This is a genomic window from Sulfuricaulis sp. (assembly GCF_024653915.1).
In the GTDB taxonomy this organism is placed as follows: domain Bacteria; phylum Pseudomonadota; class Gammaproteobacteria; order Acidiferrobacterales; family Sulfurifustaceae; genus Sulfuricaulis.
Window position 1 is genome coordinate 1 of sequence record NZ_JANLGY010000011.1, and the last position, 13,478, is coordinate 13,478.

Below are 13,478 nucleotides of genomic sequence, written 5' to 3' on the forward strand. Positions count from 1 at the left end.
ACGCCCTCCCTGGCGTCGCGACAGAAACCCCGATAAACCCCGGCCCGCACATCCCTGTGCGGGCGCTCAGCGGCGCCGATGTACGTTAAGTACATCGGCAACTACTCCGCTTCGCCCTGTTAATCCTGTAAATCCTGTCTATTCGTTTTTTCTTCCAGAATACTCGCCGCTTCGCCGGCGATCTTTTTCCGGCTGAACAACAAATGCCAGCGGCTGCCGCCGAGCTGATGCCACAGAAGCGCTGAACGGATGCCGGCGAACAGGGTCGCGCGCACCTTGGCCGCGATCGCCGGATTGCTCAGATGGCCGTGTTCGCCGTTGACCATGATGCGCGGGGTGAGCGTGCTGATGGTTTGGGCGTAGAGTTCCGCCAGTTTTTCCACCAGACGTGGGTGCACTGTTTCGCCATTCTCCGATGCTTCGAAAAACTTCATCTGTTCGCTTATGGCTTCCATCCCGCGACGGATGGCATCCTGCATTTCCGGATGCCGCCGCAGTTGACCTTCAAGCTGGATCATGGCGATGACGTAGCGTGCGATCTCGACATCGTTGGCATCGGTATTGCCGCTGAGCTTGCTGCGCAACAGCTCCAGGCCGGGTTTCACGCCCTGAGTCCCGCCATACACGGCCTCGGTACTGGGGGCATCAATGAGCAGCAGGCTTTGAATACTGGATGCCAGGACGGCCGTTTCAGCGCGTCCCTCGCGCGCCAGCTGTTGCGCCAGCCGTGCGGCCTGGAACAGGCCCGCCAGGGCCAGTGTACGGTCGGTGTACGCTGTGCTCATGGATGTGCAATTCTGGACTTTTGTTGGAAGACAATTCTAAGCGGAAGCGATGGAGACAGCCAGAAACGGAATCAGCGAGGCACTGCGCGAAGGCAAACGGGATAGCGGGGCTCAGTCTTCCTTCATGCAGGCGCGTTCGACTTCGACGCGCTTCACGCCTGGCACGCCTTCGACGGCGCGCTTGATTTGCGCCACGATGCTTTCGGCGAAGGGGCAATTGGGCGTGGTGAGCTGGATTTCGAGATGCACATAGTCGTCGACGATATCGATCTCCTGGATAAAGCCCAGTTTGACGATGTCGTGTTTCAGCTCCGGGTCCATGACCTTCTTGAGCGCTTCGTAAACCATGGCTTCAGTGACTGGCGTGCCCATCGCAATGACCTCTTTTCGGTACAGTAAACACAGTCTATCAAATCGTGTTGCGGCTGTACCGCATACCCGATAGCTGTTATCAACTTAGCCCCCATAACATAATAAATTCAAACCACGGGGGACACGGGGAAAGACACGTAAAGGCAAGAATAGCCACCCTGCTTTTCTGGTACTTTTAGCTCCCCGTGCTCCCCGTGGTTCAAGTCTTTGGTTCTCATTTTTCAGATACTCTTAGGGTATTTCATCTGATTCCGTGTCGGGTCACAGGCGCAGCGGTTTGACAGGCGCCTCCATCCATTCCTGCGCATGACGCCAATCGACACCCGGGTCGTCCACAAACAGTTCGATTTCATTACCGTCCGGATCGCGCAGGTACAGACTCTGGCTCACCGTGTGATCGGACATGCCCTCGATGTCATGTCCGTGCGCCCGGATGCGGTCACGGACTTGGCGCAAGTCATCGAGGCTTTCACCGACTTTCCAGCCCACGTGGTAAAGCCCTATGCGTTTTCCCTGCAGAGGCCCCGGCGCCGCGCCGACCTCAATGAGCAACAGCTCGTGGTGTGTAGATCCACCGGTGAGCATGGCGGCGTGTCCGCTGAAAATCCGCCCGTCGATCTCAAGGCCCACGACGTTTTGGTAGAACGCCACGGATTTTTCGAGGTCGCGCACATAGAAAACCACATGCCCAAGGGTAACCATGGTTTTATCCTTTGTTGACTATAATAATGAGGCGACGCGCCAATCATAAACAAAGTGCAAGTTTCAGCGTCGGGAATCGTCATGTCATTGTCAACAGGGACCCATGAAGCCGCGGTAAATGAGCGATATGGAGGATAAACCCAGGGTAGGGCTGGTACTGGCCGGTGGCGGCGCGCGCGCGGCCTATCAGGTGGGCGTGTTGAAAGCCATTGCCGAGATGCTCCCGAGGGATACCCCGAATCCATTTCCCATCCTTTGCGGCAGCTCTGCCGGTGCCATCAATGCCACCACCCTGGCGATTTACGCCACCCGCTTCCACGAAGGGGTGCGGCGCCTTACTTACGTGTGGCGCAATTTTACCGTGCATCAGGTTTTCCGCGCCGATGCCTTCGGTGTGCTGGGAAACGGGTTGCGCTGGCTGGCGGCCATGATGCTGGGCGGGCTGGGAAGGCAAAACCCGCACGCGTTGCTCGATCGCGCGCCGTTGCGGAGCCTGCTGAAACAAACCATGCCTTGCAAAAAAATCCAGGAGTCGATTGACGCCGGTGCGCTGCATGCGCTGAGCGTCACGGCGTCGGGTTATGGTTCGGGGCAATCCGTGACTTTCTATCAGGGCGTGTCTTCGCTGACGACATGGCGACGCGCACGACGTGTCGGCAGCGCGGCGAACATCACCATCGATCACCTCATGGCATCCTCGGCGATTCCCCTGGTTTTTTCCGCGGAGAAAATAAACCGCGAATATTTCGGCGATGGTTCCATGCGCCAGATTGCGCCCATCAGTCCCGCCCTGCACCTGGGCGCGGACCGCGTGCTGGTGGTGGGTGTGCGCAGTGAAGCCCCACCCCGGGCCGCGCGCGCGGAGACCGACGACTACCCTTCGCTGGCACAGATTGCCGGCCATGTCCTGAACAGTATTTTTCTCGACAGTCTTGAAGCCGATCTTGAGCGCTTGCAGCGCATCAACAAAACTATCAGCCTGATTTCCGCCGAACAGATGCGCGAGGGAGGATTGACGTTGCGCAAGGTGGATGTGCTGGTAATTGCGCCGAGCGAGGACCTGGAAAAAATCGCCGCGCGTCACGCGCATCACCTGCCGCGCGCGATACGGTTTCTGTTGCGCGGCTTGGGCGCCTTCAACCGCCATGGATCGAATCTGGTGAGTTACTTGTTGTTCGAAAAACCCTTTTGCCGCGAGCTGATCGACCTGGGATACAAGGATGCGATGCACCGCAAGGAGGAGATCCTGCGGTTCCTCGACATGCCGGCGGCATGATTTGCTGTCGTCCCCGCGGAAGCGGGGACCCAACCTTTCCGTCATTCCGGCGAAAGCCGGAATCCAGGTTTTGAATGGTTCGCGCGCTTTGCGCGCGACTCAAAAGCATAATTGCGGGTTGCTCCGCCCCGCACCCTGGGTGACTTTTGACCGAAGCCATCCCTGGCTTCGGCCCTGCGGGCGCACTGAAGTGCGCCCAATTTTGTTCCCGATAAAATTGTGTTTCGGCAAAAGTCACCAAAACCACTCCCCCCGGAGCGCGCGAAAACCCTTCGTACCCGGGGTGCGCCGATCCACGGCGCACCCGTTCGACGGCGTGGAAGTCCACCGGACTTCCACGAAACCTCCGCCTCACCCTCGCCCCACCGGGCGCTCGACCAACTCGCCGGGCGCGAAATACGCGCTCCGGGCTCGAACACGGTCTCGCTTAACTACTCCCGGTGGGGCTGCGGTGCTCGGCGCGCGCTACGGGGCTTGAGCAACACCTTCTCCTGCCTGAGTTTCACTCTGCTTGCCTTGCAGGGTTTGTCGGATCGGTTAATACTGCATCGCCATGCTGGTTTATGACCTAAATGCTTGTTGGCAAGCTACTTATGGTCTTCTGACCCTGCCAGGTTAGACGTCACGGGGCCAGGTTATACGTCAGTATGTGACGTCTAAATTACGTTAGGCCCGGCCGAAGCATTGCAGTAGGCTGCCGAGTAGCATCCGGATGTCCAAACACGACAATTGCGGAGGGCACCTTGAAAAGTGTCAACATTCCTGAGAAAGCCTTCCCTGTGGTGTGTGTGGGCGGCTCGGCCGGTGGGTTGGACGCATACATCCGGTTACTACGGCATCTGCCAGTAGATATGGGCGTTGCCATTGTCATCGTCAACCATGTAAGAACGGTTGCGACCCAGCTACACAAGATTCTGCCTAACTTCACGGCGATGCCCGTCGAACTGATTACGGAGCAGCTACTCATTCAGCCGGACCGCGTGTTCATCATCCCGGAACAGCGGGACCTGCACGTCCTCAATGGAGAGTTCCGTCTAGAGCCAATATCGAAGCCCAGGGGATGGCCCGACGTGATAACGGTCTTCCTGCGGTCCCTAACACAGGACTGGGACGGAAAGCTCATTGCGGTCATTGTCTCCGGCTATGACGGGGATGGAGCAGCCGCCCTGTGCGGAATAAAGGAAGTGGGAGGCACGACGATTGCGCAGAAGCTCGACACAGCCGTACAGCCGGATATGCCTGCCAGCGCCATCGCAAGTGGCTGCATCGACTTCATCCTGGACCCAGAAGACATCGCCGCACAGATCGTGCGAATCGCGCGCGCCAACTAACTGATCAGTGAGGCGGAAGAAAAGGGGTCAGTACCCTTTTCTATACCCGGCGCACTAGCGACTACCGAGCCGTTCCCGCATGCGGCGCCGGAATTCGTCCCGGTCGATGAGTTTCGCGGTGCCGGCATCAATCTCGGCGAGGCGGCGCCGGATTTCCTTGTCCCACGCCTCCGTGGCATCCGCGTCGGCGGGGGCATCCAGGCTGGTTACCAGCGCATGGGCCAGTTCGGCCCGGTCTGTCTCGGACAGCATCAGTGCTTCGGAACGAACTTTTTTCAATGCTTCGGTACCCATGGTTCCTCCGGATATGCCTGTATCCAAACATCATATGCCCGGTTGAATATAACTAACAAGCATAGCAAGCCGGCATGAACCCCTCTTCCGTAAACGGAAAGGCGGTCAGAAGTCAAAAGCCGCCTTTCGGCGGCTTTTGATCATTCACTACCTGGACCCCGGCTTTCGCCGGGGTGACAGCTGATTAATGTGTCACTCTCGTGACGCCACTACCCGACAGGATCCGCACGCGTTCACCGGCCTTGAACGTTTCTTTTTCGTCGGCCGCCTGGGTTATCGCCAGCATACGGCCGCCGTCGAGCTTGACCGTAATTTCAACGCCTTTCTGCTTGGTGGTACCTTCTTCCACCGCCGAGCCGGCGACGCCACCGGCGACCGCGCCCAGGACGGATCCAACGACTGAGCCTTTGCCGTGCCCGATAGTACTGCCGGCGACACCGCCGACCACGGCGCCGGCCGTGGTGCCGACGCCGGATTTAGTGCCTTCGATTTTCACTTCGCGCACGGATTCCACCACGCCCATCTGCACTTCCTGGACTCCGCGCGTCTGCATGCGTTCGTAATCGCCGCCGCCGAGACCGCCGGCACAACCTGCAAGCAGCAGGGCAGTAGTGACACCAATGAGAAACAGGTTACGCATGAAAACCTCCAGATCAGATGAAACGGGAATGAAAGATAAACGTTAGAGACACCGCCGGGTTGACAAGTTCCGGCCTAAACCCGGGCGACATTATGACGCTGAAGCAGGTAATCCAGCCACTGATCGGTCAAATGCTCCTGTACCCGGTTCTGGGACAGGCGCTCGTCGAGGTTGTCGAGGTCCACGATGTCGAGCGGTTGGTCCTGCCACGAGCAGCTGAAAACCGCCTTGGTGCGCTTGCCGGTGGCGGGGTCCAGCTGCCATTGCAAGCATTGTGAGCACACGCCCTTAAGGCAGCATTGCATCGGCGTGGAAATCGAAGCCGTGGTCATCTGATTTTTCGCCAGGTACAGCGCCAGATCTCCACGCCGGCCGTCGCGGATCAGGCGCACCAGCCGGTTACTGCCGACCACCAGTACGCGAGTGACGTCCTGTAGCCGGATGGGTATATCGCCCAGCTTGCCGCCAGCGTATTGGCTGATGCCATCGAGCACGGGTGCCGTAACGCTGCGATCTTGTGGCCGTCGCGGTTTGACCGGCGTGCCGCTGGCGGTGATCCACAGCACCGCGTTCGCCGCGGCCTCGATTTCATCCTGACAGAACACATCCTGCGCCGTGTCGAAACAACCGGCGAACAGGACGCGATTGCCGTTTTCGCGCAAGGCCACGCCGGTGGATTGGACATGCGCCGCACCATGCCGGCCGCCGATGAAGAGAATGGTTTCACCACCATGCGGGATGGCCGCGCGCACGCCGGTCGGGCCCATGAGCGCCACCGGCTCGCCCGGTTTGAGCCCCGCCACCAGGCGCGAACTCGCGCCGCGTTCGATCACCATGAGCGAAACAATTCCCGTGGCCGGGTCCACGCGCGCGCCGGTCATGGCCAGCGCCTCGGTTTGCAGGCGCGTGCCGTCCACCAGCGCTGATTGCGTTTCGAAATTCTGCAAGCGGAAGAACTGCCCGGCCTTGAAGCGTTTCGCCGCCATCGGCGCGCGCACTTTGAGTTCCACTACCGAAGGCGTTAAGCGTTTGACCGATTCCACGCGCGCCGCCAGTGCTTCCTCGATGCGCATCCGGAATTGATGATACTCCCTGGCGTCGCCTTTTTGATTTACGCGCGCGCCGAGCGCTGCCACGATCTTGGGATAGGTGCGCAGCCCGGAGGCGACAGCCTTGACCACGCTGCCGTGAAACACCGGGTGCGTGTCGCCGAGAAAACTGATACGGCGGTCATTCAGGCTGTAGGAAGTGAATGGCCCGAAGTCGCCGATCTTGCAGTGCGGCGCCACCGGTATCGGTTCGAGCTTGCCGCCCACGTCATGGTGCGTCTGGTAGTGACCACGCTCCTTGTGAAAACTTCCCTTGTGCTCGAATTCGTAGGCCACGTTCGGGCGCGCACCGGTGGCGACCAGAATGGCGCGCGTCGGAATGATCACTTCCTCGCCGGTGTCCATCCATTTGCCGTTTTCGTCCGGCCGCAGCCGCTTGGCCACCAGCGCATCGACTTGACCATCCTTGTCCACGCGCGCCTCTTTCGGGTCGAGACCCTCGGCGTAATAGATGCCTTCCTCAAACGCCTTGGTGATTTCCTCGTGGTTGCGGATGTAAGCCGGCGACTGGTTCATGCCCTTGCGGTAGGCGATGGTGACGCCGCCCCACTGGCGGATAAGTTTTAAAAAATCCGGTTCGACGCCGGCTTGGCGGGCGCGTTCACGCTCCACACGGACCGTGCGCCCGTGAGTAAGAAATTCATCGAGGATCTTCAAGGAAGCGGCATCGAGCCCGGCGCGTACGACTGCTTCGTTTTTGGCCTTGACCAGTGTTTCGTAGCGTTCAAGCATCTTTTCAATCTGCACGATGTAATAGGCCTGGATCTCGGTGGCGGTGTCCACGCCGGTCAGTCCGCCGCCTATCACGATCGCCGGCAGTCGTACCTGAAGATTGGCCAGACTGGAATGTTTCGCCGCGCCGGTCAGTTGCAGCGCCATGAGAAAATCATTCGCCTGACGCATGCCGGGCGCGAGGCTGCCGGGAACGGGCAAGGCCTGCGGCAGGCCGGCGCCGATGCAGATGGCGATGTGATCGAATCCCAGATCCCAGGCGTCCTCGACGGTCAGCGTGCCGCCGAAGCGGATGCCACCGAACACCTGGAAATGTTGACGGCGCGCTAACGACAGGTAAATGAGCTTGAGAAAATTCTTGTCCCAGCGGTTGGTGATACCGTATTCGGCCACGCCGCCGAAGCCCGTCATGATACGGGTGTCGAGGGATTCCTCGAGGGTGGTGAATTCGCGGATCGGTTCGCGCACCAGCTTGTCGGGCAGCGGTTCGATTTTCAGACCCTCCGCGCCGACCACGGCGAAGCCTTCCATGAGCATGTGATGCGCCAGCGTGAAGCCCGCCGGGCCCATGCCGAATACCAGTACCTTGAGGCTGTTATAGGGTTTTGGCAGCCACTGTTGGGGGCGCAGCGGGTTCCAGCGAATCAGCAGGTCGTAGATCTCCACGCCCCAGGGCAGGTCGAGCACGTCGGTCAGGATGCGCGTCTCGGCCTGCGGGATATTCACCGGCTCCTGCTTCTGGTAGATGCAGGCCTTCATGCAGTCGTTGCAGATGCGATGCCCGGTGGCGGCGCACATCGGGTTGTCGACCGTGATCATGGCGAGCGCGCCGATGGTGTGGCCCGATTTTTTCAGGCTGTGCATCTCGGAAATCTTTTCATCCAGCGGGCAGCCGGTGAGTGTCACACCCAGCGGATTGACCTTCAGGCCCTTGTCCGGCTCACCCTTCTTTTCCGGAAAGCCCTTGGAGCAGAAATCGCCGTCGTGGTCGTGACAGTAGATGCAGTAATGGATTTCATTCTGTACCTCGCGCGCGTTCATGCGCGGGTCGGTGAGCTTGAAGCCGTCGCGCGTACGCAGGTGTTGCGGCGGCCCCGCCACGCGTCCGATGCTGTCGTTAATGGGAAAGATCGGCACCAGTTTCTGGTGATCAATACCCTCCGGCAGGCGAAAGCTGACCCAGCCTTTGACCGCGGCCTTGCCCTCGGGCACGGTGAGCGCGCGCAGGCACCAGCGCGTGAGTTTTTCAATCGGGTCGGCGTGTACCTTTTCGTCCTTGAGCAACTGTTCGCCGTATTTCGCTACCGCCAGCTCGCGGTCGGCCGCATCAAGACCCGCCTGCTTGAGTGATTGGGTCAGCCAAGAGTCCAGTTCGGCGAAATTCTCGAATTCCTCTTTTTTCAGCAGACGCCGGCGCGCGCGCCGCTGCACGAAGAATTTCTTGAAATGAAATATGGGATCGTGCGTCAGCGTGCGGATCCGCACCGCCTCCAGCGCATCCCGGATATTGAAGAGGTTGGCGATGAAATCATCCAGCACCGGCCCGCAGGCGAGCAGCACTTCGCTGACTTGAAGTGGCGCAAGACTTTCTTGTCCCGATCTCCAGGTGAGCAGGGCATCGTGCACCTTGGCGTCGTGCTCACGCAGGTGGCTCAGGAACAGGCTGTCGATTCGTTGCAGACCTTCCGGCGTGAAAAGCTCGGTGAAGGTGAGGCCGTGATTCAGCACCAGGGCCGGCGGCGATTCAGGTCGGGACATGAAAAATTCGGTTAAATCCGATCAGGAGATGGTTCGGCGAGACCGTATTGTATGTCGTGGCGCCGACGAATGCATGGGACGAGACGCAGCGACCGGCAACATGGAGCCGGTGTTTCATTGACGCGCTGCGCGCTATTTTGTCTTGCAGGTATTGATGCCCAACAGCGCCCAACCCGGGCACCAACCAAAGACCACAGTCAGAATGGGAATAATTCCGATCAGCCCAAGCCAGCGCAGGTCGCCCTCCAAGAAGTAGAGCAGGCTGAGGAGTCCAATACCTATGACGATGCGCAGAGTCTTATCGACAGGATGACCGACATTGCATTGCATAAAACCTCCTTTTGATCAGGGGAAATGTTCCAGCCATTATATAACGTGGGGCAGGACAGGCCTCATTTCAACGTCGCCACTCGCCCGATTTTCCACCGGATTTGGACACCAGCCCGATGTCCGTCAGTGTCATGCCGCGATCCACGGCCTTGCACATGTCATAAATGGTGAGCAAAGCGATTTCGACAGCGGTCAGCGCTTCCATCTCGACGCCTGTCTGCGCCCGGGTGCGTACCGTGGCGCGACAAAATACCGCAGAGCGATTGGCATCGGCAGTCAGCTCGATGTCAACAGCGGTGAGGGGAATGGCATGACAGAGCGGAATGAGTTCAGCGGTTTTTTTCGCCGCCATGATGCCGGCCACGCGCGCGACTGCCAGCACATCGCCTTTTTTGTGTGCGCCTTCGACAATGAGCCTAAACGTTTCCGGCTGCATGCGGATCAGCCCTTCCGCGACGGCCGCACGCTCGGTAACGTCCTTGCCGCCCACGTCCACCATGCGGGCCGAGCCGGATTCGTTGATATGGGTCAGCTTGCTCATGGTTAATATGAGTTTTTGCCGCAAAGACGCAAAGACGCAAAGATTTCTCGGGTTTTTTTCGCCTGATCTTTTCTTTGCGCCTTTGCGGCTTTGCGACAAATGATCATATAAATCTCTCTTCCTTACCTGGGCGCCGGATCATGGCGGATGCGCGGCAGCATCTCGGCCAGGTTGCAGGGTCCGGTGGTGGCGTTCAGCTGCGGCAGGATGATCTTGTCCATGCCGAGCGTGCAGGCGCCGGTGGAGCCCGGCAGGCAGAAGATCAGCGTGTCGTCGGCGACACCGGCGAAGGCGCGCGACTCGATGGTCGAGGTCCCGATGTCGGTGTAGGACAGCCAGCGGAACAGCTCGCCGAAGCCGGGGATGTGCTTGGTGAGCAGCGGCGTGAGCGCTTCCACGGTGATGTCGCGTCTGGTCAGGCCGGTGCCGCCGGTGCCGATGACGGCGTCCACGTTTTTATCCGCGATCCACGCGCGCACCTGCGTGCGCAGCGCCTCGATGTCGTCCTTGAGAATCACGCGCGCGGCGACCTTGTGTCCCGCGGTCTCAAGCCGTGCCTGGATGAGATCGCCGGAGGTGTCGTTCTCACGCGTGCGCGTGTCCGACACCGTGAGCACGGCGACGTTCAACGAAACGAAGGGGCCTTTTGCTTTTTTGCTCATTTTTGTTTACCCGCCTGCCGATAGGCATCCATGATGGGATGCGACCATAAATATACAGTCTCACGCCGTCGCGGGGAATGCATCCGCGGCGCCGGTGACTGGCGCCGAAATCCGTCGGTGGCTCGGCTCAATGCGACGCCGTCTGGGGGTTGGCGCGGGGGCAGACAAAGGACTCGTCCTGCATCACGTCAGGCGGCAGGCGCTCGATGAAGGGCAGCGGCTGGACGCGCAGGCGTTTGCACTCCGCTTCGACCGTGGCCGCCACGGCGTTGGCCAGGTCGAGATAGAGACCGCCGTTGTGTTCTTGCAGGCTGGCTCTCAGCGGTTCGGTCCACCGGCCCAGGTGCTGTTCGAGAAAAGTTTTGGCGGCTTCGCGCGCCAGGCGTGCCCGGGACAGCCAGCCCCGCGTCAACGCATATGATTCCTTCACCAGCAGGAGGCTGTAAAATTCAAGCTCCGTGCACAGATGATCCGGCAGATCCGGGTCGCTTTCGGAAAGTGTCAAGCCGAAGGCCGCGTAAAACCCATTGATGTCGGCGAGCTCCACGGGCCGCCCGGCGATGCGTCGGCCGTCGCCATAAGCCGTCTCGTGCAGTGACACCGGCCCCGAGCCGAGAAACAGGCGCATGTATTCCCGTGACGTCTCGTTCCCGTCGGCGTGGCGCCACCCCTGTTGCGCGCGCGTGAGCGCGAGCGCAACAGGGGGGGTGAAGCGGGTATAGCGGTCCGCTTCGTACAGGCGCGCGAAGTCCCGTTGCATTTCGTGCCCATGACCCTCGGCCGGATAGGCAAACCCGCGCGCGAGCAGCCGGAACACCGCCGCGCGTGCGAGCAGTTTCTGCGCCTGTTCTTCCGCTTGCTGTCTTTTTTTCATATGTATTTGTGAGATTTGTTACCTACTCGATCTTCAGCGGCACCCAGTTGGACCAGGCCTTGCGGGAACCGACCTCGCGCGCGCCGCCTTCCCATACCGCGAAGGCCGCGACGGTTTCCATGCCCACGGCGAGTTTCGGGTCGTTGTCGCCGCCGCTGAACGGATAAGAAATCACCACGCGCCAGCGCCCGTCCTGCCACAGCCCTTTGGCCTCAGCGCGCTGCTCAAGCTTGACTGTCATCGTGCCCCAGCCCTCGGCCATCTGATCCAGCACCGGCGTGCGGTTGGGGTGTGAGATCGGGTTGTCCAGGCCGACCGCGCCCATGTACGGTCGCGCATCGGTGGCGCGCAGCACCTGATCGGGGTAGATGTCCACGAGCGCATGGGGATAGAGGTCGCGTATCTGCGGCTCGCCGGCTTCAAGGTCTTTCTGGAAAGCGGCGCGCCATTGCAGAATCGTCACACGCGCGCCCTGGTGTCCCATCATGGGGGAGGGCGGCTTGTCCGGAATGAACTGGTTGGGAAGCTCCACGGCCACCTGGTCGCCGTATTCGTCCACCACGATGCGGTCGCTCCGGGCGGGATCGGCCCATTCGATGAGAAAGGCGATGCGGTGGCCGTTGTGCGCGGCCTTGACCTGGAGCTCCTTCACCGCCGGATCGAGATGGCGCGGCGTGGCCACCATCTGACCCAGCATCGGTACGCCCGCGGCCTCGATGTTTCCCCAATACGCGGCGCGCGGGTCATTCATGGCGCCCGGGTCCACGACCCATTTGGCGTGCAGCGCCGTTTCGGCCGACGCCGTGGCGGCCAGTATCAGACCCGCGCCCAACAGAATTGCATTTGACAGTTTCATCTCCGGCTCCTGTGCATCAGGTTGTATTGCTGCGATGAACCTTGAGTTTCTCGTCGTAGGCCGCGCGTATCTGGATCGGTTCCTTCATGGGCACGCGCGCGAGTTCCTGGCCCTTCTCGTCGTAACCGATGCTGGTGTTGCCCTCGACCTTGTAGTGATGAATGATTTGGGGCGTAGCGCCGAACAGCATCAGTGCGCCCAGGAGTTTTTTGTCCCCGGATGCCTTGCGGTAGGTGGCGATGGCCTCGCTCACCCCGTTGCCGAACATCTGCCCCAGAAACGCCGGCGGCACGTGCACCGGCGGGATGTAGTACACATTGGGCTCAAGCCCGAACTGCGGGTACAGCGGTTTGCCGATCTTTGCGATGTGCACGATGTAGTCGATCGGACTATCGGCACGCGCCCGGTCGGGCGTGGAGATGAATCCCTGCATACGGATCTTGCCGATGCAGGTGATGGTGCATTGAGTTTGCCGGCCCTGTTCCACCGCCGGATAACAGCCGACGCATTTTTCCGAGACGCGCGTCATCGGATTGAAGAAGGTTTTTTTGTACGGACAGCCCTTGACGCACTCGCGATAGCCGCGGCAGCGCGTCTGGTCGATGAGCACAATGCCGTCTTCGGGACGCTTGTAAATGGACTGGCGCGGGCAGGAACCGAGGCAGGCCGGATAGGTGCAGTGGTTGCAGATGCGCGGCAGGTAATACATCCACTGCATGTGCGGCAGGGTGAGAAAGGCGCCCTGTTCCATGTTGCCGAGGGAGTCGTCCTCGCCGATGTTCGGGTGGGCGTAATCCATGTCGTCGGGCAGGAAACCGAGCACGTGCTCGCCCTCGGGCGCGGCTTCGAACAAGGTCTTGCCGTGATAGACCTTGCCGTTGACGTCCTGCACGCCGAGTTTTTCCAGGATCTTCACGTCCCAGCCGAGCGGATAGAAGCCGTACGGTTTGGATTCGACGTTGTTCCAGAACATGTATTCCTGCCCGCGCCCCGGCGTCCAGGTGGTCTTGCACGCCACGGTGCAGGTCTGGCAGGCGATGCACTTGTTCAGGTCCATCACCATCGCGAACTGCTTCTTCGGGCGCGCGCCCTCGTAGGGATACTCCATCTCCCGGCCGATCTGCCAGTTGTAAACTTTCGCCATTGTCAGTCTCCTGAATAAGATCGTTTCACCGCAAAGACGCGAAGAGCGCAAAGAAACGCGTGTTCATTCTTG

Annotated in this window: 14 protein-coding genes; 2 read left to right on the plus strand and 12 right to left on the minus strand. The window is 60.2% G+C overall.

Features of this window, described 5'->3' with window-relative positions; translation table 11 throughout:
* Window positions 1–119: 119 nt before the first annotated feature.
* From hflD to NUV55_RS05430, 3 genes are all read right to left on the minus strand, one after another.
* Entirely contained in the window at window positions 120–785 is a 666-nt protein-coding gene (hflD, locus tag NUV55_RS05420) for a high frequency lysogenization protein HflD (protein WP_296671051.1), read from the minus strand.
* Window positions 786–896: 111 nt separating this feature from the next.
* Window positions 897–1,157 carry a metal-sulfur cluster assembly factor gene (locus NUV55_RS05425; RefSeq protein WP_296671053.1) on the minus strand — a complete coding sequence of 87 codons (261 nt, stop codon included), beginning with the start codon at window positions 1,155–1,157 and terminating at the stop codon, window positions 897–899.
* Between the two features lie 261 nt (window positions 1,158–1,418).
* A complete protein-coding gene (locus tag NUV55_RS05430) occupies window positions 1,419–1,859 on the minus strand; it encodes a VOC family protein (protein WP_296671054.1) in 441 nt (146 codons plus the stop codon).
* Between the two features lie 118 nt (window positions 1,860–1,977).
* Between NUV55_RS05430 and NUV55_RS05435 the strand changes: the two genes are divergently transcribed.
* A complete protein-coding gene (locus tag NUV55_RS05435) occupies window positions 1,978–3,135 on the plus strand; it encodes a patatin-like phospholipase family protein (protein ID WP_296671055.1) in 1,158 nt (385 codons plus the stop codon).
* Between the two features lie 743 nt (window positions 3,136–3,878).
* Window positions 3,879–4,466 carry a chemotaxis protein CheB gene (locus NUV55_RS05440; protein ID WP_296671057.1) on the plus strand — a complete coding sequence of 196 codons (588 nt, stop codon included), beginning with the start codon at window positions 3,879–3,881 and terminating at the stop codon, window positions 4,464–4,466.
* A gap of 54 nt (window positions 4,467–4,520) precedes the next feature.
* Here the strand turns inward: NUV55_RS05440 and NUV55_RS05445 are convergent, their stop codons facing one another.
* The 9 genes from NUV55_RS05445 to NUV55_RS05485 form a co-directional block, all read right to left on the minus strand.
* Window positions 4,521–4,760 carry an addiction module protein gene (locus NUV55_RS05445; protein WP_296671059.1) on the minus strand — a complete coding sequence of 80 codons (240 nt, stop codon included), beginning with the start codon at window positions 4,758–4,760 and terminating at the stop codon, window positions 4,521–4,523.
* Between the two features lie 184 nt (window positions 4,761–4,944).
* Window positions 4,945–5,400, minus strand: coding sequence for a glycine zipper 2TM domain-containing protein (locus NUV55_RS05450; protein ID WP_296671061.1), 456 nt, complete (start codon window positions 5,398–5,400; stop codon window positions 4,945–4,947).
* A 74-nt stretch (window positions 5,401–5,474) separates the two neighbouring features.
* Complete coding sequence (locus NUV55_RS05455; RefSeq protein ID WP_296671063.1) at window positions 5,475–8,999, minus strand: FAD-dependent oxidoreductase; 3,525 nt, start codon at window positions 8,997–8,999, stop codon at window positions 5,475–5,477.
* A gap of 132 nt (window positions 9,000–9,131) precedes the next feature.
* A complete protein-coding gene (locus tag NUV55_RS05460) occupies window positions 9,132–9,329 on the minus strand; it encodes a DUF2892 domain-containing protein (RefSeq protein ID WP_296671064.1) in 198 nt (65 codons plus the stop codon).
* A gap of 67 nt (window positions 9,330–9,396) precedes the next feature.
* A complete protein-coding gene (moaC, locus tag NUV55_RS05465) occupies window positions 9,397–9,870 on the minus strand; it encodes a cyclic pyranopterin monophosphate synthase MoaC (protein ID WP_296671065.1) in 474 nt (157 codons plus the stop codon).
* A gap of 122 nt (window positions 9,871–9,992) precedes the next feature.
* The gene (gene moaB / locus NUV55_RS05470; protein ID WP_296671067.1) at window positions 9,993–10,532 is read right to left on the minus strand and encodes a molybdenum cofactor biosynthesis protein B; all 540 of its coding nucleotides are present in this window, start codon (window positions 10,530–10,532) and stop codon (window positions 9,993–9,995) included.
* 127 nt (window positions 10,533–10,659) lie between these two features.
* Window positions 10,660–11,406 carry a molecular chaperone TorD family protein gene (locus NUV55_RS05475; RefSeq protein ID WP_296671069.1) on the minus strand — a complete coding sequence of 249 codons (747 nt, stop codon included), beginning with the start codon at window positions 11,404–11,406 and terminating at the stop codon, window positions 10,660–10,662.
* Between the two features lie 22 nt (window positions 11,407–11,428).
* Window positions 11,429–12,262, minus strand: a complete 834-nt coding sequence (locus NUV55_RS05480) for an ethylbenzene dehydrogenase-related protein (protein ID WP_296671070.1) — start codon at window positions 12,260–12,262, stop codon at window positions 11,429–11,431.
* 16 nt (window positions 12,263–12,278) lie between these two features.
* Window positions 12,279–13,406, minus strand: coding sequence for a 4Fe-4S dicluster domain-containing protein (locus tag NUV55_RS05485; protein ID WP_296671072.1), 1,128 nt, complete (start codon window positions 13,404–13,406; stop codon window positions 12,279–12,281).
* Between the last annotated feature and the right edge of the window lie 72 nt (window positions 13,407–13,478).